This window comes from Bacillus sp. OK048 (genome assembly GCF_900103525.1).
GTDB lineage: Bacteria > Bacillota > Bacilli > Bacillales > Cytobacillaceae > Neobacillus.
The window spans coordinates 17,065-39,161 of record NZ_FNHN01000019.1; the positions used below are offsets into that span (position 1 = coordinate 17,065).

The 22,097-nt window shown below is 40.2% G+C and carries 25 protein-coding genes and 1 other annotated feature; all 25 genes read left to right on the forward strand.

The window, feature by feature from the left end; translation table 11 throughout:
* The first annotated feature begins 10 nt into the window (after positions 1–10).
* The 25 genes from secE to rpsQ all read left to right on the forward strand — a co-directional run bounded on the left by secE (position 11) and on the right by rpsQ (position 22,071).
* Entirely contained in the window at positions 11–193 is a 183-nt protein-coding gene (secE, locus tag BLR86_RS23385) for a preprotein translocase subunit SecE (protein ID WP_090767569.1), read from the forward strand.
* Between the two features lie 139 nt (positions 194–332).
* Positions 333–866 carry a transcription termination/antitermination protein NusG gene (gene nusG, locus BLR86_RS23390; protein ID WP_090767572.1) on the forward strand — a complete coding sequence of 178 codons (534 nt, stop codon included), beginning with the start codon at positions 333–335 and terminating at the stop codon, positions 864–866.
* Between the two features lie 192 nt (positions 867–1,058).
* Positions 1,059–1,484, forward strand: a complete 426-nt coding sequence (gene rplK / locus BLR86_RS23395; RefSeq protein ID WP_139185721.1) for a 50S ribosomal protein L11 — start codon at positions 1,059–1,061, stop codon at positions 1,482–1,484.
* Positions 1,485–1,643: 159 nt separating this feature from the next.
* Positions 1,644–2,342 (forward strand): 50S ribosomal protein L1, encoded by a 699-nt coding sequence (gene rplA, locus BLR86_RS23400; RefSeq protein ID WP_090767575.1) that lies wholly within the window; start codon positions 1,644–1,646, stop codon positions 2,340–2,342.
* Between the two features lie 54 nt (positions 2,343–2,396).
* Positions 2,397–2,543: a sequence feature (ribosomal protein L10 leader region), on the forward strand.
* 33 nt (positions 2,544–2,576) lie between these two features.
* Positions 2,577–3,077 (forward strand): 50S ribosomal protein L10, encoded by a 501-nt coding sequence (gene rplJ, locus BLR86_RS23405; RefSeq protein ID WP_090767578.1) that lies wholly within the window; start codon positions 2,577–2,579, stop codon positions 3,075–3,077.
* A 54-nt stretch (positions 3,078–3,131) separates the two neighbouring features.
* On the forward strand, positions 3,132–3,491 hold the full coding sequence (rplL, locus tag BLR86_RS23410; RefSeq protein WP_090767581.1) for a 50S ribosomal protein L7/L12: 360 nt from the start codon (positions 3,132–3,134) through the stop codon (positions 3,489–3,491).
* Positions 3,492–3,626: 135 nt separating this feature from the next.
* Positions 3,627–4,226: a class I SAM-dependent methyltransferase gene (locus tag BLR86_RS23415; RefSeq protein ID WP_090767585.1), complete on the forward strand. Its 600-nt coding sequence runs from the start codon at positions 3,627–3,629 to the stop codon at positions 4,224–4,226.
* Positions 4,227–4,488: 262 nt separating this feature from the next.
* Positions 4,489–8,049 carry a DNA-directed RNA polymerase subunit beta gene (gene rpoB, locus BLR86_RS23420; protein WP_090767588.1) on the forward strand — a complete coding sequence of 1,187 codons (3,561 nt, stop codon included), beginning with the start codon at positions 4,489–4,491 and terminating at the stop codon, positions 8,047–8,049.
* 66 nt (positions 8,050–8,115) lie between these two features.
* The gene (gene rpoC, locus BLR86_RS23425) at positions 8,116–11,715 is read left to right on the forward strand and encodes a DNA-directed RNA polymerase subunit beta' (RefSeq protein WP_090767591.1); all 3,600 of its coding nucleotides are present in this window, start codon (positions 8,116–8,118) and stop codon (positions 11,713–11,715) included.
* A gap of 140 nt (positions 11,716–11,855) precedes the next feature.
* Positions 11,856–12,104 (forward strand): 50S ribosomal protein L7ae-like protein, encoded by a 249-nt coding sequence (locus BLR86_RS23430; protein ID WP_090767593.1) that lies wholly within the window; start codon positions 11,856–11,858, stop codon positions 12,102–12,104.
* Positions 12,105–12,207: 103 nt separating this feature from the next.
* Positions 12,208–12,630, forward strand: coding sequence for a 30S ribosomal protein S12 (rpsL, locus tag BLR86_RS23435; protein WP_090767596.1), 423 nt, complete (start codon positions 12,208–12,210; stop codon positions 12,628–12,630).
* A 41-nt stretch (positions 12,631–12,671) separates the two neighbouring features.
* Positions 12,672–13,142 carry a 30S ribosomal protein S7 gene (rpsG, locus tag BLR86_RS23440; RefSeq protein ID WP_090767599.1) on the forward strand — a complete coding sequence of 157 codons (471 nt, stop codon included), beginning with the start codon at positions 12,672–12,674 and terminating at the stop codon, positions 13,140–13,142.
* A gap of 48 nt (positions 13,143–13,190) precedes the next feature.
* Entirely contained in the window at positions 13,191–15,272 is a 2,082-nt protein-coding gene (gene fusA, locus BLR86_RS23445; protein WP_090767602.1) for an elongation factor G, read from the forward strand.
* Positions 15,273–15,398: 126 nt separating this feature from the next.
* On the forward strand, positions 15,399–16,586 hold the full coding sequence (gene tuf / locus BLR86_RS23450) for an elongation factor Tu (RefSeq protein WP_090767605.1): 1,188 nt from the start codon (positions 15,399–15,401) through the stop codon (positions 16,584–16,586).
* 443 nt (positions 16,587–17,029) lie between these two features.
* Complete coding sequence (gene rpsJ / locus BLR86_RS23455) at positions 17,030–17,338, forward strand: 30S ribosomal protein S10 (RefSeq protein WP_090767608.1); 309 nt, start codon at positions 17,030–17,032, stop codon at positions 17,336–17,338.
* Between the two features lie 40 nt (positions 17,339–17,378).
* On the forward strand, positions 17,379–18,005 hold the full coding sequence (gene rplC / locus BLR86_RS23460) for a 50S ribosomal protein L3 (protein WP_090767612.1): 627 nt from the start codon (positions 17,379–17,381) through the stop codon (positions 18,003–18,005).
* 29 nt (positions 18,006–18,034) lie between these two features.
* Entirely contained in the window at positions 18,035–18,658 is a 624-nt protein-coding gene (gene rplD, locus BLR86_RS23465) for a 50S ribosomal protein L4 (protein WP_090767615.1), read from the forward strand.
* The gene (gene rplW / locus BLR86_RS23470) at positions 18,655–18,942 is read left to right on the forward strand and encodes a 50S ribosomal protein L23 (protein WP_175493034.1); all 288 of its coding nucleotides are present in this window, start codon (positions 18,655–18,657) and stop codon (positions 18,940–18,942) included. Before rplD ends, rplW begins: the two co-directional genes overlap by 4 nt.
* 28 nt (positions 18,943–18,970) lie before the next feature.
* Complete coding sequence (gene rplB / locus BLR86_RS23475; RefSeq protein ID WP_090767620.1) at positions 18,971–19,801, forward strand: 50S ribosomal protein L2; 831 nt, start codon at positions 18,971–18,973, stop codon at positions 19,799–19,801.
* A gap of 60 nt (positions 19,802–19,861) precedes the next feature.
* Positions 19,862–20,140, forward strand: a complete 279-nt coding sequence (rpsS, locus tag BLR86_RS23480) for a 30S ribosomal protein S19 (protein ID WP_090767623.1) — start codon at positions 19,862–19,864, stop codon at positions 20,138–20,140.
* Positions 20,141–20,157: 17 nt separating this feature from the next.
* Positions 20,158–20,499: a 50S ribosomal protein L22 gene (gene rplV / locus BLR86_RS23485; protein WP_090767626.1), complete on the forward strand. Its 342-nt coding sequence runs from the start codon at positions 20,158–20,160 to the stop codon at positions 20,497–20,499.
* 3 nt (positions 20,500–20,502) lie between these two features.
* Positions 20,503–21,159, forward strand: a complete 657-nt coding sequence (rpsC, locus tag BLR86_RS23490; protein WP_090767629.1) for a 30S ribosomal protein S3 — start codon at positions 20,503–20,505, stop codon at positions 21,157–21,159.
* Between the two features lies 1 nt (position 21,160).
* A complete protein-coding gene (rplP, locus tag BLR86_RS23495; RefSeq protein ID WP_090767633.1) occupies positions 21,161–21,595 on the forward strand; it encodes a 50S ribosomal protein L16 in 435 nt (144 codons plus the stop codon).
* Positions 21,585–21,785 (forward strand): 50S ribosomal protein L29, encoded by a 201-nt coding sequence (rpmC, locus tag BLR86_RS23500; protein ID WP_090767636.1) that lies wholly within the window; start codon positions 21,585–21,587, stop codon positions 21,783–21,785. Before rplP ends, rpmC begins: the two co-directional genes overlap by 11 nt.
* A gap of 22 nt (positions 21,786–21,807) precedes the next feature.
* On the forward strand, positions 21,808–22,071 hold the full coding sequence (rpsQ, locus tag BLR86_RS23505; RefSeq protein WP_090767638.1) for a 30S ribosomal protein S17: 264 nt from the start codon (positions 21,808–21,810) through the stop codon (positions 22,069–22,071).
* The last annotated feature ends 26 nt before the right edge of the window (positions 22,072–22,097 follow it).

Genomic DNA, 22,097 nt, shown 5'->3' on the forward strand with positions numbered 1-22,097 from the left:
GGGTTCAGTTATGCAACGCTTAAAGAAATTCTTCAGTGATGTTTTCCGTGAAATGAGAAAAGTTAGTTGGCCGAAACGCAAGGAACTAACACGCTATACCATTACAGTTTTTTCAACGGTTGCCTTTTTTGCAATCTTCTTTGCTGTTTTAGATTTAGGAATTTCTAAATTGATTCGTCTTATTCTTGAATAATAAAAGGTATTTCATGGTATAATGGTGAATAATAAAAGAGATTTTTATGTGAAGCCCGTCTAACGGGTTTTTTCATTTGTCTTAAAAAAATTATTTTTTTATAAAAGTACGGGGAGGGATGGACGTTTAGTCCTCTTGAATGGAAAAAAATTGGTATGTTTTACATACTTACTCAGGTTATGAGAATAAAGTTAAAGCAAATTTAGAAAAACGTGTTGAATCAATGGGCATGACGGATAAAATCTTCCGCGTCGTAGTACCCGAAGAAGAAGAAACCGAAATTAAAAACGGTAAAAAGAAAGTTGTTAAACGAAAGGTTTTTCCAGGGTATGTGCTGGTTGAAATCGTAATGACGGATGATTCTTGGTATGTAGTCCGTAATACTCCTGGTGTAACTGGATTTGTCGGCTCTTCGGGCGCTGGATCAAAACCAACTCCGCTTCTGCCTGAAGAAGTCGTGTCGATTCTGAAACGTATGGGTGTTGAGGAAAGGCGTATTGATGTAAATTATGAAATTGGTGAAACCGTTCGGGTGAAAGAAGGTCCATTTACAAACTTTACTGGAACAGTTGAAGAGATGGATAAAGACAAAGCTAAACTTAAAGTTCTTGTTAATATGTTTGGTCGTGACACGCCGGTAGAACTTGAATTTACACAAATCGAGAAGCTTTAATATAAGGAACATAAAATGTAATTTGAAAAAAACTTGAAATCATTTTTAAAAAGTGGTAATATTTCATAGGTCAGTATGTCTCTTGTGAGACTAGACTTTTGATAAGATCTTTATCTTTATATAAAGACAGATACCTGAGTGGGAGGGCAAAAACCCTATTACCACATCACGGACTTTAAGGAGGTGTGTCTCGTGGCTAAAAAAGTAATTAAAGTTGTTAAATTACAAATCCCTGCTGGAAAAGCAAATCCTGCACCACCAGTTGGACCTGCATTAGGTCAAGCCGGTGTTAATATCATGGGATTCTGTAAAGAATTTAACGCTCGTACAGCAGATCAAGCTGGATTAATCATTCCTGTTGAAATCACGGTTTTTGAAGACCGTTCATTTACATTTATTACGAAAACTCCTCCTGCTGCAGTTCTTTTGAAAGTAGCAGCTGGAATCCAGTCTGGTTCTGGTGAACCAAACCGTAATAAGGTAGCAACAGTTAAGCGTAATACAGTACGCGAGATTGCGGAACAGAAAATGCCTGACCTAAACGCTGCAAGCGTTGAAGCAGCAATGCGCATGGTTGAAGGTACTGCACGCAGCATGGGTATCACGATCGAAGACTAATCCATGTAAACTTTTTGGTAATGAAGGGGGTTGCGTTACTAGCGCAACCTTTATTCGTTACTAGCTGTGGCGCCTAGCCCCTCGGGGCTGGACAAGGCGCCTCCGCTTTAATAAGTGGGAGAGTAAATCGCTAAAACCACAATCTAGGAGGAAATAAAAATGGCTAAAAAAGGTAAAAAGTATTTAGAAGCTGCAAAGCTTGTAGATCGCACAAAAGCTTACCCGGTTGTTGAAGCAATTGAACTTGCAAAGCAAACAAACTATGCTAAATTTGATGCGACTCTTGAAGTTGCTTTCCGTTTAGGCGTAGACCCTAAGAAAGCAGACCAACAAATTCGTGGTGCAGTAGTACTTCCGAATGGTACTGGTAAAACTCAACGCGTTTTAGTATTCGCGAAGGGTGAAAAAGTGAAAGAAGCAGAAGCCGCTGGTGCAGACTATGTTGGCGATGCAGAATACATCAACAAAATCCAACAAGGTTGGTTTGAATTCGATGTAATCGTAGCAACTCCTGACATGATGGGTGAAGTCGGTAAACTTGGTCGTACATTAGGACCAAAAGGTTTAATGCCAAACCCTAAAACTGGTACAGTTACATTTGATGTAACTCGTGCAATCAACGAAATTAAAGCAGGTAAAGTTGAATACCGTGTTGACAAAGCTGGAAACATCCACGTGCCAATCGGAAAAACATCTTTCGAAAACGAAAAACTTGTTGAGAACTTCCAAACTGTATTCGAAACAATGTTAAAAGTTAAGCCTGCAGCTGCTAAGGGAACATACATGAAGAACGTAACAGTTACTTCAACAATGGGACCTGGCGTGAAGGTTGATCCTTCATCTGTTAACGCTAAGTAATTTTTTGCCAATTGACAATCACAGATAGATTTTATATAATCTATTTTGTTGTTTAAAATATAAACATTTGTACTGAAGACAGCAGGTGCTTAATGAAGCTTAATTTCCTGCCGAGGTAATACGATAAATTGGCTGAAATTTTCAGCTATCCGTATGTGCCTCCATGTCTATCGTTTGATATGGAGGTTTTACTTTGCCTGGTATAAATGTAGAGAATCTACAGGAGGTGTAAAGATGAGCAGCGCAATTGAACAAAAAGTTCTAATCGTTGATGAAATCACTGCTAAGTTAAAAGCTAGTGTTTCAACAATTGTTGTTGACTACCGTGGACTAAGTGTTTCCGAAGTTACTGAACTTCGTAAGCAGCTTCGTGAAGCAGGTGTTGACTTCAAAGTATATAAAAACTCTATGGTTCGCCGTGCAGCAGATGCTGCTGAGCTTTCAGAATTAAACGCAGCATTAACTGGTCCGAACGCAATCGCGTTCAGTACAGAAGATGTAGTAGCACCTGCGAAAATTCTTAACGACTTTGCGAAAAAGCATGATGCACTTGAAATTAAAGCTGGTGTAATCGAAGGCAACGTAGCAACAGTTGAAGAGGTTAAAGCACTTGCTGAACTACCTTCACGCGAAGGATTGCTTTCTATGCTACTCAGCGTACTACAAGCTCCAATCCGCAACCTTGCTCTTGTTACAAAGGCAGTTGCAGAACAAAAAGAAGAACAAGGCGCGTAAGCTAAAACTTATCGCTTAACAAATACGGAATGAAAACTAAGGAGGAATATTAAAATGACTAAAGAACAAATCATTGAAGCAGTTAAATCTATGACTGTTTTAGAACTTAACGACCTAGTAAAAGCAATCGAAGAAGAATTTGGCGTAACTGCAGCTGCTCCAGTAGCAGCAGGTGGCGCAGCTGTTGCAGCTGTTGAAGAGCAAACTGAATTTGATGTAATCCTAGCTAGCGCTGGCGATCAAAAAATCAAAGTTATCAAAGTGGTACGTGAAATCACTGGTCTTGGTCTTAAAGAAGCAAAAGATCTTGTTGATAACACTCCTAAAGCTGTTAAAGAAGGCGTTTCTAAAGAAGAAGCTGAAGAAGTTAAAGCTAAGCTTGCTGAAGTTGGAGCTAACGTTGAAGTTAAGTAATAACCTTATAGAAAAGCTCGCTGTATAAGCGAGCTTTTTTTGACTTATTTTTATTAGCTGGTGTACCGGGTGTATAAAAATAAGTATTTTTCCTCTATTACCTCAATAATTAACACTCCTCGGGAGGTGAGTCTATTGTCTGAACATTACTATTCTCGTTCACAGAAGGTTGAAAGTGACCCAAAGGATTGGGATTTCATCTTAAGGAATCAATTGTTTCGATTTAAAACGGATAACGGAGTATTTTCAAAGAGGGAAGTCGATTTCGGATCCCGTTTATTAATAGAAGCTTTTGTACTGCCTGACGCAGATGGACCTGTTCTAGATGTAGGCTGCGGTTACGGTCCGATTGGTCTTTCGATTGCTAAAAACTATCCAGAGCGTATTGTGCATATGATTGATGTAAACGAAAGGGCACTTGAACTAGCAAAAGCAAACGCAGAGCAAAATTCGATAAACAATGTCCATATTTATGAAAGTGATACTTTAAAAAATGTTCACGAGTTAAATTTTGCTGCTATTTTATCTAACCCCCCTATAAGGGCGGGGAAAAAGACAGTGCATGCTATTTTAGAACAAAGTCATGAGCATTTAGAAACCTTAGGTGAGCTTTGGGTTGTGATACAAAAGAAGCAAGGTGCACCTTCTGCTATTGAAAAATTAAAAGAACTTTTTTCAACAGTAGAGACTATTGACAAGTCTAAAGGTTATTTTATTATTAAAGCTGTAAAATAGTTGACTTGAAAATGTCAGATATGTTAGCATTATAAAATGCCATCATAATATTTTCCGATTTATTCCTGTAAATACTTATTTTATTAGTATAAAATCAGTTTAAGACGGATATGATGACAAAATAATAGTCAAAATGTAAAAATGTGGTTTTTTAGAGATAAAAACCCTTTTTTCTTTTTTGTCTGATGGAGGACGTTTCAAGATCCTTACATAGACCAAAATATATGTTTAATAAAAACGCTTGATTTGAGGGGTGAATCAGTTGACAGGTCAACTAGTTCAGTATGGACGACACCGCCAACGGAGAAGTTACGCACGAATCAGTGAAGTTTTAGAATTACCAAATCTTATTGAAATCCAAACCTCTTCCTATCAATGGTTTCTTGATGAAGGTTTGCGTGAAATGTTCCAGGATATTTCACCGATTGAAGACTTTACTGGTAACCTATCACTAGAATTTATTGATTACAGCCTTGGCGAACCAAAGTATTCTGTTGCGGAATCGAAAGAGCGGGACGTTACATATTCTGCACCATTGCGTGTAAAAGTACGTCTTGTAAACAAAGAAACAGGCGAAGTAAAAGATCAAGATGTTTTTATGGGTGATTTTCCACTCATGACTGAAACAGGTACGTTTGTCATCAATGGGGCAGAACGTGTTATTGTTTCTCAGTTAGTACGTTCACCGAGCGTATACTTTAGTGGCAAACTTGACAAAAATGGGAAAAAAGGTTTTACAGCTACAGTCATTCCGAACCGCGGCGCTTGGCTTGAATATGAAACAGACGCCAAAGATGTCGTCTACGTCAGAATAGATCGTACTCGGAAACTGCCCGTTACGGTTCTTTTGCGTGCACTTGGGTTCGGCTCTGATCAAGAAATCATTGAATTGATTGGAGATAATGAGTACATTCGAAATACGCTTGAGAAGGACAACACTGAAGGAGTAGAAAAAGCGCTATTAGAAATCTATGAGCGCCTTCGTCCGGGTGAACCTCCAACCGTAGATAACGCTAAGAGTTTATTAGTTTCCAGATTTTTTGATCCAAAGCGCTACGACCTTGCAAACGTTGGTCGATATAAAATTAATAAAAAGCTTCATATTAAAAATCGCTTATTTAATCAGCGTTTAGCTGAATCACTTGTCGATCCTGAAACAGGTGAAATCATTGCAGAAAAAGGGACAGTTCTGGATCGCAGAAATCTCGACCGTATCATTCCTGCCTTGGAAAAGGATATTAATTTCAAAGGCTTTAATCCAGTTGGCGGTGTAGTTGAAGATGAAATCATCCTTCAAGGAATTAAAATCTATGCGCCGAACGACGATGGAGAAAAGGTCATTAACGTCCTAGGAAATGCCTACGTGGCAGAGCCAATAAAGAATATTACACCAGCTGATATTATTGCATCAATAAGTTATTTCTTTAACTTATTGCATGGTGTTGGCGATACGGACGACATCGACCATTTAGGAAACAGACGTCTTCGTTCTGTAGGTGAATTACTTCAAAATCAGTTCCGTATTGGTTTATCTCGTATGGAACGTGTGGTACGTGAGAGAATGTCGATTCAAGACACTGCTACGATCACACCACAACAGTTAATCAATATTCGTCCTGTTATTGCATCAATAAAAGAGTTCTTCGGAAGCTCGCAGTTGTCGCAATTCATGGATCAAACGAATCCGCTTGCTGAATTAACGCATAAACGTCGTTTATCCGCATTAGGACCTGGAGGATTAACACGTGAACGGGCAGGATTTGAAGTTCGTGACGTTCACTATTCTCACTATGGCCGTATGTGTCCGATTGAAACGCCAGAGGGACCAAACATTGGTCTAATCAACTCCCTATCATCCTTTGCAAAGGTAAATCGGTTTGGCTTTATTGAAACTCCATATCGCCGGATTGATCCAGATACTGGAAAGGTTACAAGTCGAATCGATTACTTAACCGCAGATGAAGAGGATAACTATGTGGTTGCCCAGGCCAATTCTCGTCTTAGCGATGACGGTACATTCATAGATGAAGATGTTGTTGCTCGTTTTAGAGGTGAAAACACTGTTGTAAAACGTGAGCGAATTGATTATATGGATGTATCACCTAAACAGGTTGTTTCAGCGGCAACAGCATGTATACCTTTCTTAGAAAATGATGACTCTAACCGTGCCCTAATGGGAGCGAACATGCAGCGTCAAGCTGTGCCTCTTTTACAGCCGGAAGCACCTAGAGTTGGTACTGGAATGGAATATGTCTCTGGTAAAGATTCAGGGGCAGCAGTTATCTGTAAACAAGAAGGAATCGTTGAACATGTTGAGGCGCGTGAAGTATGGGTACGTCGAATTAATAACGTCGATGGTCAAGAAGTAAAAGGTGACCTTGATAAATATAAAATGTTGAAATTCATTCGTTCTAATCAGGGAACATGCTACAATCAACGTCCAATCGTTGCAGTGGGTGACCATGTAACGAAAGGTGAGATTCTTGCAGATGGTCCTTCGATGGAATTAGGGGAATTAGCTCTAGGCCGTAACGTTTTAGTTGGTTTCGTTAACTGGGATGGTTACAACTATGAAGATGCGATCATTATGAGCGAACGCCTTGTGAAAGATGATGTTTATACTTCTATTCATATTGAAGAATATGAATCAGAATCTCGTGATACAAAGCTCGGACCAGAAGAAATTACCCGTGACATTCCAAATGTAGGGGAAGATGCTCTTCGTAATTTGGATGAGCGTGGAATTATTCGTACTGGTGCAGAGGTAAAAGATGGTGACTTGCTTGTTGGTAAAGTAACTCCTAAGGGTGTTACAGAACTTACTGCTGAAGAGCGCTTATTACATGCGATTTTCGGAGAAAAAGCACGTGAAGTCCGTGATACTTCATTACGAGTTCCACATGGCGGCGGCGGTATTGTTCTCGACGTTAAAGTCTTTAACCGTGAAGATGGTGATGAATTGCCACCAGGTGTTAATCAGCTTGTACGCGTTTATATTGTTCAAAAGCGTAAGATTCACGAAGGGGATAAAATGGCAGGACGCCATGGTAATAAAGGGGTTATCTCTCGAATTTTACCTGAAGAGGATATGCCGTATTTACCAGATGGTACCCCGATTGATATTATGTTGAATCCTTTAGGGGTTCCTTCACGTATGAACATCGGCCAGGTGCTTGAGCTTCATTTAGGAATGGCAGCCAGAGCGCTTGGAATCCATGTGGCGTCACCAGTATTTGATGGTGCAACAGAAGATGATGTTTGGAGCACGATTGAAGAAGCAGGAATGGATATTGACGCAAAAACTGTTTTATATGATGGACGTTCCGGAGAACCGTTCGATAACCGTGTTTCTGTGGGTGTTATGTATATGATTAAACTTGCCCACATGGTTGATGATAAATTGCATGCACGTTCAACAGGACCTTACTCACTTGTAACGCAGCAGCCACTTGGCGGTAAGGCACAATTTGGTGGACAGCGATTTGGTGAGATGGAGGTTTGGGCACTAGAAGCATACGGTGCCGCATACACACTTCAAGAAATTCTGACAGTAAAATCAGATGATGTTATAGGTCGTGTGAAAACGTATGAAGCGATCGTAAAAGGCGAAAACGTACCGGAACCAGGTGTTCCTGAATCATTCAAAGTATTAATTAAAGAACTTCAAAGTCTTGGTTTGGATGTGAAAATCCTATCAGGAGATGAAAAAGAAATTGAAATGCGTGATATGGACGATGAAGATGACTTACAGCAAGTCGAAACATTAAACGTCGCTCCTGAAACACGAGCATTTGAATCTGAAAAGGTTGGTTCTAAGGAATAAGATTTAGCTGAAGCACATCAGTTGCTTCAGCTAATGATTGTCTAGATGGAAAGGGAGGTAGGCCCCTTGCTTGATGTTAATAATTTTGAGTATATGAAGATTGGTCTGGCATCACCGGATAAAATCCGTTCATGGTCATTTGGTGAAGTGAAAAAACCAGAAACCATTAACTATCGTACATTGAAGCCTGAAAAGGATGGTTTATTCTGTGAAAGAATTTTTGGTCCAACAAAGGATTGGGAATGTCATTGCGGAAAATATAAACGTGTCCGTTACAAAGGTGTTGTATGTGACCGATGCGGTGTCGAAGTAACGCGTGCAAAGGTACGTCGTGAACGTATGGGGCATATTGAGCTAGCTGCTCCTGTCTCTCATATTTGGTATTTTAAAGGAATTCCAAGCCGGATGGGACTCGTTTTAGATATGTCTCCTAGGGCATTAGAGGAAATTATCTATTTTGCTTCTTATGTTGTAACGGAATCAGGAGATACAGCACTTGATAAGAAACAACTGTTATCAGAAAAAGAATATCGTGCATACCGCGAAAAGTATGGAACCAAGTTTCAAGCTGCGATGGGTGCTGAAGCGATTAAAAAGCTTCTTTCTGATATTGATTTAAATAAAGAGGTTGACGCATTAAAAGAAGAACTAAAATCTGCCCAAGGTCAACGTCGTACTCGTGCAATTAAACGTCTTGAAGTGTTGGAGGCATTCCGTAACTCTGGAAATGAACCATCATGGATGGTTCTTGATGTTCTACCTGTCATTCCTCCAGAACTTCGTCCAATGGTACAGTTGGATGGAGGAAGATTTGCTACATCTGATTTAAACGATTTATATCGTCGAGTAATCAACCGGAATAATCGTCTTAAACGTTTATTAGATCTTGGTGCACCAAGCATTATCGTTCAAAACGAGAAGCGGATGCTTCAAGAAGCAGTAGATGCTTTAATTGATAATGGTCGTCGTGGCCGTCCAGTAACAGGGCCAGGTAACCGTCCATTAAAATCACTTTCGCATATGTTAAAAGGAAAGCAAGGTCGTTTCCGTCAAAACTTACTTGGTAAACGTGTTGACTATTCTGGTCGTTCCGTTATCGTTGTTGGTCCGAATTTAAAAATGTACCAATGCGGTCTGCCAAAAGAAATGGCTCTTGAGTTATTTAAGCCATTTGTTATGAAGGAACTAGTAGAAAAAGGGCTAGCTCATAATATTAAATCTGCAAAACGTAAGATCGAAAGAGTTTCTCCTGAAGTTTGGGATGTACTTGAAGATGTTATTCGTGAGCATCCGGTTTTACTTAACCGTGCCCCAACTCTTCATAGACTAGGGATTCAGGCATTTGAACCAACGCTTGTTGAAGGAAGAGCAATTCGTCTTCACCCGCTCGTGTGTACAGCGTACAACGCGGACTTTGATGGCGACCAAATGGCTGTTCACGTTCCACTTTCATCCGAAGCGCAAGCAGAAGCACGACTACTAATGCTCGCAGCGCAAAACATTTTGAACCCTAAAGATGGTAAGCCAGTTGTTACACCTTCACAGGATATGGTATTAGGTAACTACTACTTAACTCTTGAAAGAGAAGGCGCCGTTGGCGAGGGTATGATTTTTAAAGATACAAACGAAGCGTTAATCGCTTATCAAAATGGCTATGTTCATCTGCACACTCGTGTTGCTGTCCATGCAGGTTCACTTGGAAATGAAACATTGACTGAAGAACAAAACAGTAAGTTGCTAGTTACAACAGTAGGTAAACTTATCTTTAACGAAATTCTTCCAAAGTCATTCCCATACATCAATGAACCGACAAGGCACAATTTAGAAGTGGAAACACCTTCTAAGTACTTTGTGGAAAAAGGTGAGGATGTTACAGCTAGAATTAAAGAAATGCCATTGGTGGATCCGTTCAAAAAGAAAATCCTTGGAAATATCATTGCAGAAGTATTTAAACGATTCAAAATCACTGAAACGTCTAAAATGTTAGACCGCATGAAGGACTTAGGATTCAAATATTCTACTAAAGCTGGTATTACCGTCGGTGTTGCTGATATCGTGGTATTACCTGAAAAGCAAGAAATTCTTCATGAGGCACAAAGCAAGGTTGATAACGTTATGAAACAGTTCCGTCGGGGATTAATTACCGAAGATGAACGTTATGATCGTGTCATTGCTATATGGAGTGCTGCGAAGGATACCATTCAAGGGAAACTAATGCAATCTTTGAATAAAACGAATCCAATTTTCATGATGAGTGACTCCGGAGCGCGTGGTAACGCATCTAACTTTACTCAGCTGGCTGGTATGCGTGGTTTGATGGCCAACCCGGCTGGACGGATTATCGAATTACCGATTAAGTCTAGTTTCCGTGAAGGTCTGACAGTGTTAGAGTATTTCATCTCAACACATGGTGCTCGTAAAGGTCTTGCGGATACAGCGTTAAAAACAGCTGACTCTGGTTATTTAACACGTCGTCTAGTAGACGTTGCACAAGATGTAATAGTCCGTGAAGATGATTGTGGAACTGACCGTGGCTTATTAATCCGTTCATTAAAAGACGGTACTGAAGTAATTGAAGGTCTTGATGAGCGTTTAATTGGACGTTATGCTCGTAATCCTATTAGACACCCTGAAACGAAGGAAGTACTAGTTCCTGAAAATGGACTTATCACGGAAGATTTAGCAGAAACCATCGTTAGTGTTGGCATTGAAGAAGTGAAAATCCGCTCTGCCTTTACATGTAATACCCGTCATGGTGTATGTAAGAAGTGTTATGGCCGTAACTTAGCTACAGGTCAAGAAGTTGAAGTTGGGGAAGCAGTTGGTATTATTGCGGCCCAATCAATTGGCGAACCTGGTACACAGTTAACGATGCGTACGTTCCATACAGGCGGAGTTGCAGGAGACGATATCACTCAAGGTTTACCGCGTATTCAAGAAATATTTGAAGCACGTAATCCTAAGGGTGTTGCGGTTATTTCTGAAATTGATGGTGTGGTTGTTGGAATTAACGAAGGCCGCGATCGCCAGCATGAGATTATTGTTCAAGGTGAAATTGAATCACGCACCTATAATGCTCCATATACAGCACGTTTGAAGGTAGCGGTTAATGATCAAATTGCACGTGGACAAGAATTAACAGAAGGTTCTATTGATCCTAAAGAGTTAATTAAAGTAAAAGATGTTACTTCCGTTCAAGAGTACTTGTTGCGTGAAGTTCAAAAAGTTTATCGTATGCAGGGCGTTGAAATTGGCGATAAACACGTTGAAGTAATGGTTCGTCAAATGATGCGTAAGGTTCGTGTTAGTGATGCGGGTGAAACAGATGTACTTCCAGGTACATTGCTTGATATCCACCAATTCACAGATGCGAATGAAAAAGCATTATTAGCAGGAAAATTACCTGCGACAGGCCGACCAGTATTACTAGGTATTACAAAAGCATCCCTTGAAACAGATTCATTCTTGTCGGCAGCTTCATTCCAAGAAACTACGAGAGTTCTTACCGATGCAGCGATTAAAGGCAAGCGTGATGAGTTACTCGGCTTAAAAGAGAATGTTATCATCGGTAAACTTGTACCAGCAGGAACAGGAATGCAGCGTTACCGTAAAGCTGAACCAGTTTTAAGAGATACAACTTCTGAAGAAACAGTAACTATTGATTAATCATAAGAAGCGGTACTTGCTTAAAGGCAAGTACCGCATTTTAAAGAATTAATTTTGATACACTTGTTGACTTATTTTTTAGAAGATGGTAATATATCAAAGGTGCTCCTATTAACCTGTTGCTTTGGAGGATATGATAAATGTCTTATGAAAAAGTATTGCAGGCAACAAAGATTTCAATAGGAACGAAACAAACAGAAAAAGCACTAAAGGATGGTACAGCAAATGAGTTGATCATTGCAAGTGATGCTGACATGAAAGTAACAGCGCCGGTAGTGAAACTAGCTCAAGATGTCAAAGTCCCTATTACCTATGTTGACTCGATGAAAAAACTCGGGAAGGCATCTGGAATTGAAGTTGGTGCTTCAACTGTAGTAATTATCCGTTAAAAACTGTTTTTGTAGATAGATGGTCTGCAAGAACTTTGTTTTTGCACAAAAATGAACCACCTGGATGTGTGGGCTTACAAATAATGAAGGGAGGAAAAGTAACATGCCAACGATTAACCAATTAGTACGCAAACCTCGTCAATCTATTGAGGAGAAATCAAAATCACCTGCGCTAAATAAAGGTTATAACAGCTTCAAAAAATCACAAACAAATGTAACTTCACCACAGAAACGTGGAGTATGTACTCGTGTTGGTACAATGACTCCAAAGAAACCGAACTCAGCGTTACGTAAATATGCACGTGTACGTTTGACAAACGGTATTGAGGTGACAGCATACATTCCTGGTATTGGCCACAACCTTCAAGAGCACAGTGTTGTTCTTATTCGTGGCGGTCGTGTAAAAGACTTACCAGGGGTACGTTATCACATCGTTCGTGGTGCGCTTGATACGGCTGGAGTTAACAACCGTATGCAAAGTCGTTCTAAATATGGTACTAAGAGACCAAAAGCAGCTAAGAAGTAAAATCAGATTAAATAGAATGTTGTTTGAAAGGAGGAAATTCAATGCCACGTAAAGGTCCTGTAGCAAAAAGAGACGTGTTACCAGATCCACTTTACAATTCTAAGTTAGTTACTCGTCTAATCAATAAAATGATGGTTGACGGCAAAAGAGGTAAGTCACAAGAAATTCTTTATTCTGCATTTGAAACAATCCGTGAGCGCTCTGGTAAAGAGCCGATGGAAGTGTTTGAAGCAGCAATGAAAAACATTATGCCGGTACTTGAGGTAAAAGCACGCCGTGTAGGTGGAGCAAACTACCAAGTGCCAATCGAGGTGCGTCCTGATCGCCGCACAACTCTTGGTCTTCGTTGGTTAGTAAACTATTCACGTCTTCGCGGTGAGAAAACGATGGAAGAACGTTTAGCTAACGAAATCATGGATGCTGCTAACAACACTGGAGCATCTGTTAAAAAGCGTGAAGATACACACAAAATGGCTGAAGCAAACAAAGCGTTTGCTCACTATCGTTGGTAGAATTACCTTAATCATAATAACTTTCATACTAGGAAGGAGAAAGACCCAATGGCAAGAGAGTTCTCCTTAGAAAAAACGCGTAATATCGGTATTATGGCACATATTGATGCTGGTAAAACGACAACAACTGAGCGTATCCTTTACTATACTGGTAAAATCCACAAAATCGGCGAAACACACGAAGGTGGAGCGCAGATGGACTGGATGGAGCAAGAACAAGAACGCGGAATTACAATTACATCTGCAGCAACAACTGCATCATGGAAAGGTCACCGCGTCAACATCATTGATACACCTGGTCACGTAGACTTCACAGTTGAAGTTGAACGTTCTTTACGTGTACTTGATGGTGCAGTTACTGTACTTGATGCACAATCTGGCGTTGAGCCACAAACAGAAACAGTATGGCGTCAAGCAACAACATATGGCGTGCCGCGTATTGTTTTTGTGAATAAAATGGATAAAATCGGTGCGGACTTCTTATATTCTATTGGTACACTTCATGATCGATTACAAGCAAATGCAGCAGCAATTCAATTGCCAATCGGTGCTGAAGATCAGTTCAGAGGCATCATTGATTTAGTTGAAATGAATGCTACAATGTACAATAATGATCTTGGCACAGACATGGAAGAAGTAGAAATTCCAGAAGAATATAAGGCACAAGCCGAAGAATACCGTGAAAAGTTAATTGAAGCAGTTTCAGATTTCGATGAGGATTTATTGGAAAAGTACCTCGGTGGAGAAGAAATCACCAAAGAAGAACTTAAAGCAGCGATTCGTAAAGGTACTTTAAGTGTTGAATTTTACCCAGTAATGTGTGGTACTGCTTTCAAAAATAAAGGTGTTCAAAAGATGCTTGATGCAGCAATTGACTATCTTCCGGCTCCGACAGATGTACCAGCAATCAAGGGTCATGCAGTAGATGACCCAGATGAATTGGTTGAACGTCATTCAGATGACGAAGAGCCATTCTCTGCTCTTGCATTTAAAGTAATGACTGATCCTTATGTTGGAAAATTAACGTTCTTCCGTGTTTACTCTGGTACTTTAGATTCTGGATCTTATGTTCAGAACTCTACTAAAGGAAAGCGTGAACGCATCGGACGTATTCTACAAATGCACGCAAACAGTCGTCAAGAAATCTCTAAGGTTTTTGCAGGTGACATTGCTGCTGCGGTAGGACTAAAAGATACAACAACAGGTGATACACTTTGTGATGAGAAAAATCTCGTTATCTTAGAGTCAATGAATTTCCCTGAACCGGTAATTCAGCTTTCTGTTGAACCAAAATCAAAAGCTGATCAAGACAAAATGACAACTGCACTACAAAAACTTCAAGAAGAAGATCCAACTTTCCGCGCGCACACTGACGTGGAAACTGGACAAGTTATCATCGCTGGTATGGGTGAACTTCACCTTGATATTCTAGTAGACCGTATGCGTCGTGAGTTTAAAGTAGAGGCTAATGTTGGTGCACCACAGGTTGCTTATCGTGAAACTTTCCGTGCTTCCGCACAAGTTGAAGGTAAATTCGCGCGTCAATCTGGTGGTCGTGGACAATACGGTCACGTTTGGATCGAATTCTCACCTAACGAAGAAGGAAAAGGATTTGAATTTATAAACGGTATTGTCGGTGGTGTTGTTCCTCGTGAATACATCGCTCCAGTTCAAGCTGGACTTGAAGATGCTCTAAATCGTGGTGTTCTTGCTGGATATCCATTAGTTGATATTAAAGCAAGATTATTTGACGGATCTTACCATGATGTTGACTCCTCTGAAATGGCGTTTAAGATTGCTGCTTCAATGGCACTTAAAAATGCTGCTTCAAAGTGTAAGCCTGTTATCCTTGAGCCTATGATGAGGGTTGAAGTAGTAATCCCAGAAGAGTATCTAGGAGACATTATGGGTCAAATCACTGCGCGCCGTGGTCGTGTAGAGGGCATGGAAGCACGTGGTAACGCACAAGTAGTTCGTGCTCAAGTTCCACTTTCAGAAATGTTCGGATATGCAACATCACTTCGTTCAAGCACACAAGGTCGTGGAGTATTCTCTATGCACTTTGATCACTATGAAGAAGTACCAAAATCAGTTTCTGAAGAAATTATCAAAAAAAATAAAGGTGAATAATTGATTTTCACCTTTTAATAAAGTATAACTACTTATATAACCGTGGAAACTGTAAATTTGGGTCAACCAATATACAGTTTCCATAAAATATACTTAATTTTTTTATATTAAAGGAGGATTTTCCTAATGGGTAAAGCTAAATTCGACCGTTCAAAGCCACACGTAAATATTGGTACAATTGGTCACGTTGACCACGGTAAAACAACTCTAACAGCTGCAATCACTTCTGTACTTGCTAAAACTGGTGGTGCAGAAGCTCGCGGCTACGATCAAATCGACGGTGCACCAGAAGAAAAAGAACGTGGAATCACAATTTCTACTTCACACGTTGAGTATGAAACTGCTGCACGTCACTATGCACACGTTGACTGCCCAGGACACGCTGACTATGTTAAAAACATGATCACTGGTGCTGCGCAAATGGACGGCGGTATCCTAGTTGTTTCTTCAACTGATGGTCCAATGCCACAAACTCGTGAACACATCCTTCTTTCTCGTCAAGTAGGCGTACCTTACCTTGTTGTATTCATGAACAAGTGTGATATGGTTGATGACGAAGAACTTCTTGAATTAGTAGAAATGGAAATTCGTGATCTATTATCAGAATATGACTTCCCTGGTGATGACACTCCAGTTATCAAAGGTTCAGCTCTTAAAGCATTAGAAGGCGAAGCTGCTTGGGAAGAAAAGATCCATGAACTTATGACTGCTGTTGATGAGTGGATTCCAACACCAACTCGTGATACTGACAAGCCTTTCATGATGCCAGTTGAGGATGTATTCTCAATCACTGGTCGTGGAACTGTTGCTACTGGTCGTGTAGAGCGTGGAGTAGTTAAAGTGGGCGACGTTGTTGAAATCGTAGGTTTCACTGAAGAGCCAAAATCCACAACTGTAACAGGTGTAGAAATGTTCCGTAAGCTTCTTGACTTTGCTGAAGCTGGAGACAATATCGGTGCACTTCTTCGTGGTGTAGCACGTGAAGAAATCGAGCGTGGACAAGTTTTGGCTAAGCCAAAATCAATCACTCCACACACAAAGTTCAAAGCACAAGTTTACGTTTTATCAAAAGAAGAAGGTGGACGTCACACTCCATTCTTCACTAACTACCGTCCACAATTCTATTTCCGTACTTCTGATATTACTGGTATTTGTAATCTTCCAGAAGGCGTAGAAATGGTTATGCCTGGTGACCACATCGAAATGACTGTTGAGCTTATCGCTCCAGTTGCTATCGAAGAAGGAACTAAGTTCTCAATCCGTGAAGGCGGTCGTACTGTAGGTTCAGGTTCAATCACTACAATCACTGAGTAATTTATAAATACAAGGCAGATGGGTGACGATCCATCTGCTTTTTTTATGCAAAAAACTAGTTTCTTCTATATATAAAGAACACAGGTAATATTCAAATTATAAAGCGTTATTATAGGTTATTTTTGGAGAATGATATTTTCTATTGAAAATGTATATTCAGGTCGCTATAATAATAAAAGTGTGCTAAACGTAAACAGAAAGTTCTTTTCTGATTAACTATTGTTTCAAGAAGAATCAAAGTTTAAGGAAAGAATCATTTAAAAGAAAATATTAAAAAATGTTGCGTTTGCCTAATGTTTTATGTATAATAGACAATGTTGGTCTTTGACTGCGATGATGTGAAAGGTTGCTGACACACCCGGCCGCTTTGCCATGGCGAGTGTGTGGGAAATTTTCACTGAGAATGTCTATTTTGAAAATAGGCGAATAAAGGAGGGAAAATAATGGCAAAACAAAAGATTCGTATACGTTTAAAAGCTTATGATCACAGAATTCTTGATCAATCTGCAGAAAAGATTGTAGAAACAGCAAAGCGTTCAGGTGCAACTGTTTCAGGTCCGATCCCACTTCCAACTGAGAAGTCAATCTACACAGTTCTTCGTGCGGTGCATAAGTACAAAGATTCTCGTGAGCAGTTCGAACAACGGACTCATAAGCGTCTAATCGATATCGTTAACCCGACTCCACAAACAGTTGATGCGTTGATGCGTTTAGATTTACCATCCGGTGTTGATATTGAAATTAAACTTTAGAAATAATAAATAAACAAATTATCTAGGAGGTGTGACTTAAATGACCAAAGGAATCTTAGGAAGAAAGATTGGTATGACTCAAGTATTTGCAGAAAACGGCAACTTAATCCCAGTTACTGTAGTTGAAGCTGCTCAAAACGTGGTACTTCAAAAGAAATCAGTTGAAAGCGACGGTTATGAAGCTGTTCAAATTGGTTTTGAAGATAAGCGTGATAAGTTAGCTAACAAACCAGAAAAGGGACATGTTGCTAAGGCAAACACTACTCCTAAGCGCTTCATTCGCGAATTCAGCGGAGTTGACGTTACAGGATATGAAGTTGGTCAAGAAGTCAAAGTTGATATTTTCGCAGCTGGCGATGTTGTTGATGTAACAGGAATCTCAAAGGGTAAAGGTTTCCAAGGCGTTATCAAACGTCACGGACAATCACGCGGCCCAATGGCCCACGGTTCACGTTATCACCGTCGTCCTGGTTCTATGGGACCTGTTGCTCCAAACCGCGTATTCAAAGGTAAATTATTACCTGGACGTATGGGTGGAGAACAAGTAACAGTTCAAAATCTCGAAATCGTAAAAGTTGATGTTGAACGTAACTTGCTTTTAATCAAAGGTAATGTTCCAGGACCTAGAAAAGCATTATTAAAAATCAAAAGTGCGGTTAAAGCGTAATATCTTCAAAAGAAAGGAGGAGCAAAAGAATGACGAAAGTTTCATTGTTTAACCAAAATGGGTCACAAGTTGGAGAAATTGAACTTAACGATTCAGTATTTGGTATCGAGCCTAACCAACACGTATTATTTGAAGCAATTGTAATGCAAAGAGCTTCTTTACGACAAGGAACTCATAAAGTTAAAGTTCGTTCTGAAGTTCGCGGTGGTGGACGTAAACCATGGCGTCAAAAAGGAACTGGTCGTGCTCGTCAAGGGTCTATCCGTTCTCCACAATGGCGCGGAGGTGGTATTGTATTTGGTCCAACACCACGCAGCTACAGCTACAAATTACCGAAAAAGGTACGTCGCTTAGCGATAAAATCTGCACTTTCATCTAAAGTGCTGGAAGAAAACATCTTAGTTTTAGAAAGCCTAGCTTTCGATGCTCCAAAAACAAAAGATTTTAAATCAGTATTAGGTGGTCTTTCTGTTGAGAAGAAGGCACTTATTGTTACTGCTGACCTTGATGAAAATGTAGCACTTTCTGCTCGTAATATTCCTGGTGTAACTGTTGTAACAGCTGACGGAATTAATGTTTTGGATGTAGTAAATCATGATAAATTAATCATGACGAAAGCTGCAGTTGAAAAAGTAGAGGAGGTGCTTGCATAATGGATGCACGCGATATCATTAAGCGCCCCGTTATCACTGAACGGTCTACTGACCTAATGGCTGAAAAGAAATATACGTTTGAAGTTGATGTAAGAGCTAATAAAACTCAAGTTAAAGATGCGATTGTTGAAATCTTTGGCGTTGAAGTTGATAAAGTTAACATCATGAACTATAAAGGTAAATTTAAGCGCATGGGCAAATTCGGTGGTTACACAAATAAACGTCGTAAAGCAATTGTAAAATTAACTGCTGATAGCAAAGAAATCGAATTCTTTGAAGCATAAAATCAATTAAGAAAAGGAGGGAATAAACATGGCGATTAAAAAGTACAAACCTACCTCCAATGGTCGTCGCGGTATGACTACTTCTGATTTCGCAGAAATCACAACTAGCACACCAGAAAAATCTCTAATGGCTCCAATAAAGAGAAAAGGCGGCCGTAATAACCAAGGTAAGTTAACTGTTCGTCATCAAGGTGGCGGCCACAAGCGTTCATACCGTATCATCGATTTCAAACGTAACAAAGATGGCATACCAGGACGCGTTGCCACTATCGAGTACGATCCAAACCGTTCCGCAAATATTGCACTAATCAATTATGTAGATGGTGAAAAGCGTTATATCCTAGCTCCTAAAAACCTAGTAGTAGGTTTAGAAGTAATGTCAGGACCAGAGGCTGATATCAAAGTAGGTAACGCATTACCACTTGTAAATATCCCAGTAGGTACTGTGGTACACAACATTGAGTTAAAACCTGGTAAGGGTGGACAATTAGTCCGTTCTGCTGGTACTTCTGCACAGGTTCTTGGTAAAGAAGGAAAATACGTACTTGTACGTTTAAATTCTGGTGAAGTTCGCATGATTCTTGCTGAATGCCGTGCAACGGTCGGTCAAGTAGGTAACGAACAACACGAACTAATCAAAATTGGTAAAGCGGGTCGTTCACGCTGGTTAGGCAAACGCCCAACAGTACGTGGATCTGTAATGAACCCTAATGATCACCCACACGGTGGTGGTGAAGGTCGTTCACCAATCGGACGTAAATCACCAATGTCTCCATGGGGCAAACCAACTCTTGGATTCAAAACACGTAAGAAAACGAATAAATCAGACAAGTTTATTGTACGTCGTCGTAAAAAATAACGGGATTGAACTACGGTTCACTGATAGAGCCGTAGAACAGTCACAGAGGGAGGTTCATCCATGGGTCGCAGCCTTAAAAAAGGACCATTTGTTGATGATCATTTAATAGTTAAGATCGAAAAGTTGAATGAAACTGAAAGTAAACAAGTTGTTAAAACTTGGTCTCGTCGTTCTACGATCTTCCCACAATTTATCGGCCACACTATCGCTGTGTATGATGGTCGCAAACATGTGCCAGTATATGTTACTGAAGACATGGTAGGACACAAACTTGGAGAATTTGCTCCAACACGTGCTTACAAAGGTCACGGTAATGATGATAAGAAAACCAGACGTTAAGAGAGGAGGGCATCCAAATGCAAGCTAAAGCTGTTGCAAGAACAGTTCGTATTGCTCCTCGTAAAGCACGTCTAGTCGTAGATCTAATTCGAGGAAAGCAAGTTGGTGAAGCGGTGGCGATTTTAAATCACACTCCAAAGTTTGCTTCTCCAATCGTAGAAAAAGTATTGAAATCTGCTATGGCAAATGCCGAGCATAATTATGAAATGGACGTAAATAGCTTGGTAGTAACTCAAGCTTTTGTAGATGAGGGACCAACGTTGAAACGTTTCCGTCCTCGTGCAATGGGCCGTGCCAGCCAAATCAACAAGCGCACTAGCCACATCACAATCGTTCTATCAGAAAAGAAGGAGGGATAATCTGTGGGTCAAAAAGTAAATCCAGTCGGTTTGCGTATCGGAATCATCAAAGATTGGGAATCTAAGTGGTACGCAGGTAAAGACTTCGCTGATCTTTTGCATGAAGACCTTAAAATTCGTGAGTATATCACGAAGCGTTTGAAGGATGCTTCTGTATCCAAAGTTGAAATCGAACGTGCGGCTAACCGTGTGAATGTAACAGTTCATACAGCTAAGCCAGGTATGGTTATCGGTAAAGGCGGTACTGAAGTCGAAGCACTTCGTAAAGCTTTAAATCAATTAACTGGCAAACGTGTTCACATCAACATCCTTGAAATTAAAAGAGCTGATCTTGATGCGAAATTAGTTGCTGAAAATGTTGCTCGTCAATTAGAAAATCGAGTATCTTTCCGTCGTGCACAAAAGCAAGTAATTCAACGTGCTATGCGTGCAGGTGCAAAAGGTATTAAAACAATGGTATCAGGTCGTCTTGGCGGTGCAGATATTGCTCGTTCAGAACACTATAGCGAAGGAACTGTACCACTTCATACTCTTCGTGCTGATATCGACTATGCTCATGCTGAAGCTGATACTACATTTGGTAAGCTTGGCGTAAAAGTATGGATCTATAAGGGAGAAGTCCTTCCTACTAAGAAGAAACCTGCGGAAGGAGGCAAATAATATGTTATTGCCAAAACGCGTTAAATATCGCCGTCAACACCGTGGAAAAATGCGTGGTATCGCAAAAGGTGGCACTGAAGTAACATTTGGTGAATTCGGCTTACAAGCAACAGAAGCTTCTTGGATCACGAATCGCCAAATCGAAGCTGCCCGTATTGCGATGACTCGTTACATGAAACGTGGCGGTAAAGTTTGGATTAAAATCTTCCCACATAAGCCTTACACTGCAAAACCTCTTGAGGTGCGGATGGGTTCTGGTAAAGGTGCGCCTGAAGGATGGGTGGCTGTTGTTAAACCTGGGAAAGTAATGTTTGAAATTGCCGGTGTTTCTGAAGAGGTAGCACGTGAAGCACTTCGTCTTGCAATGCACAAACTTCCTATTAAATGTAAGTTTGTAAAACGTGAAGAAATTGGTGGTGAATCAAATGAGAGCTAATGAAATTAAAGACCTTACCACTGCCGAAATTGAACAAAAAGTTAAATCTTTAAAAGAAGAGCTTTTCAACCTTCGCTTTCAATTAGCGACAGGTCAACTAGAAAATACGGCTCGCATTCGTGAAGTACGCAAAGGGATCGCTCGCATGAAAACTGTGATTCGTGAGAGAGAAATCAGCGTTAATAAGTAATCATTGAGAGGAGGTTCACATAATGAGTGAACGTAATCAACGCAAAGTTTACACTGGGCGCGTCGTTTCTGACAAAATGGATAAAACAATAACTGTTTTAGTCGAAACACACAAAAAGCATCCTCTTTATGGTAAACGCGTTAAATACTCTAAAAAGTTTAAGGCTCATGATGAGCAAAACGAAGCTAAGATTGGCGATATCGTGCGTATCATGGAAACTCGCCCGCTTTCAGCTACAAAACGTTTCCGTTTAGTTGAAGTTACAGAAAAAGCAGTTATTATTTAATTGTTCGGATTAAGTATCATTCCGAA

Excerpts from the sequence above, each read along its gene's own strand:
- secE (WP_090767569.1), top strand. The coding sequence starts at position 11 with ATGCAACGCTTAAAGAAATTCTTCAGTGATGTTTTCCGTGAAATGAGA.
- nusG (WP_090767572.1), top strand. The coding sequence starts at position 333 with ATGGAAAAAAATTGGTATGTTTTACATACTTACTCAGGTTATGAGAAT.
- rplA (WP_090767575.1), top strand. The coding sequence starts at position 1,644 with ATGGCTAAAAAAGGTAAAAAGTATTTAGAAGCTGCAAAGCTTGTAGAT.
- rplJ (WP_090767578.1), top strand. The coding sequence starts at position 2,577 with ATGAGCAGCGCAATTGAACAAAAAGTTCTAATCGTTGATGAAATCACT.
- rplL (WP_090767581.1), top strand. The coding sequence starts at position 3,132 with ATGACTAAAGAACAAATCATTGAAGCAGTTAAATCTATGACTGTTTTA.
- BLR86_RS23430 (WP_090767593.1), top strand. The coding sequence starts at position 11,856 with ATGTCTTATGAAAAAGTATTGCAGGCAACAAAGATTTCAATAGGAACG.
- rpsL (WP_090767596.1), top strand. The coding sequence starts at position 12,208 with ATGCCAACGATTAACCAATTAGTACGCAAACCTCGTCAATCTATTGAG.
- rpsG (WP_090767599.1), top strand. The coding sequence starts at position 12,672 with ATGCCACGTAAAGGTCCTGTAGCAAAAAGAGACGTGTTACCAGATCCA.
- fusA (WP_090767602.1), top strand. The coding sequence starts at position 13,191 with ATGGCAAGAGAGTTCTCCTTAGAAAAAACGCGTAATATCGGTATTATG.
- tuf (WP_090767605.1), top strand. The coding sequence starts at position 15,399 with ATGGGTAAAGCTAAATTCGACCGTTCAAAGCCACACGTAAATATTGGT.
- rpsJ (WP_090767608.1), top strand. The coding sequence starts at position 17,030 with ATGGCAAAACAAAAGATTCGTATACGTTTAAAAGCTTATGATCACAGA.
- rplC (WP_090767612.1), top strand. The coding sequence starts at position 17,379 with ATGACCAAAGGAATCTTAGGAAGAAAGATTGGTATGACTCAAGTATTT.
- rplD (WP_090767615.1), top strand. The coding sequence starts at position 18,035 with ATGACGAAAGTTTCATTGTTTAACCAAAATGGGTCACAAGTTGGAGAA.
- rplB (WP_090767620.1), top strand. The coding sequence starts at position 18,971 with ATGGCGATTAAAAAGTACAAACCTACCTCCAATGGTCGTCGCGGTATG.
- rpsS (WP_090767623.1), top strand. The coding sequence starts at position 19,862 with ATGGGTCGCAGCCTTAAAAAAGGACCATTTGTTGATGATCATTTAATA.
- rplV (WP_090767626.1), top strand. The coding sequence starts at position 20,158 with ATGCAAGCTAAAGCTGTTGCAAGAACAGTTCGTATTGCTCCTCGTAAA.
- rplP (WP_090767633.1), top strand. The coding sequence starts at position 21,161 with ATGTTATTGCCAAAACGCGTTAAATATCGCCGTCAACACCGTGGAAAA.
- rpmC (WP_090767636.1), top strand. The coding sequence starts at position 21,585 with ATGAGAGCTAATGAAATTAAAGACCTTACCACTGCCGAAATTGAACAA.
- rpsQ (WP_090767638.1), top strand. The coding sequence starts at position 21,808 with ATGAGTGAACGTAATCAACGCAAAGTTTACACTGGGCGCGTCGTTTCT.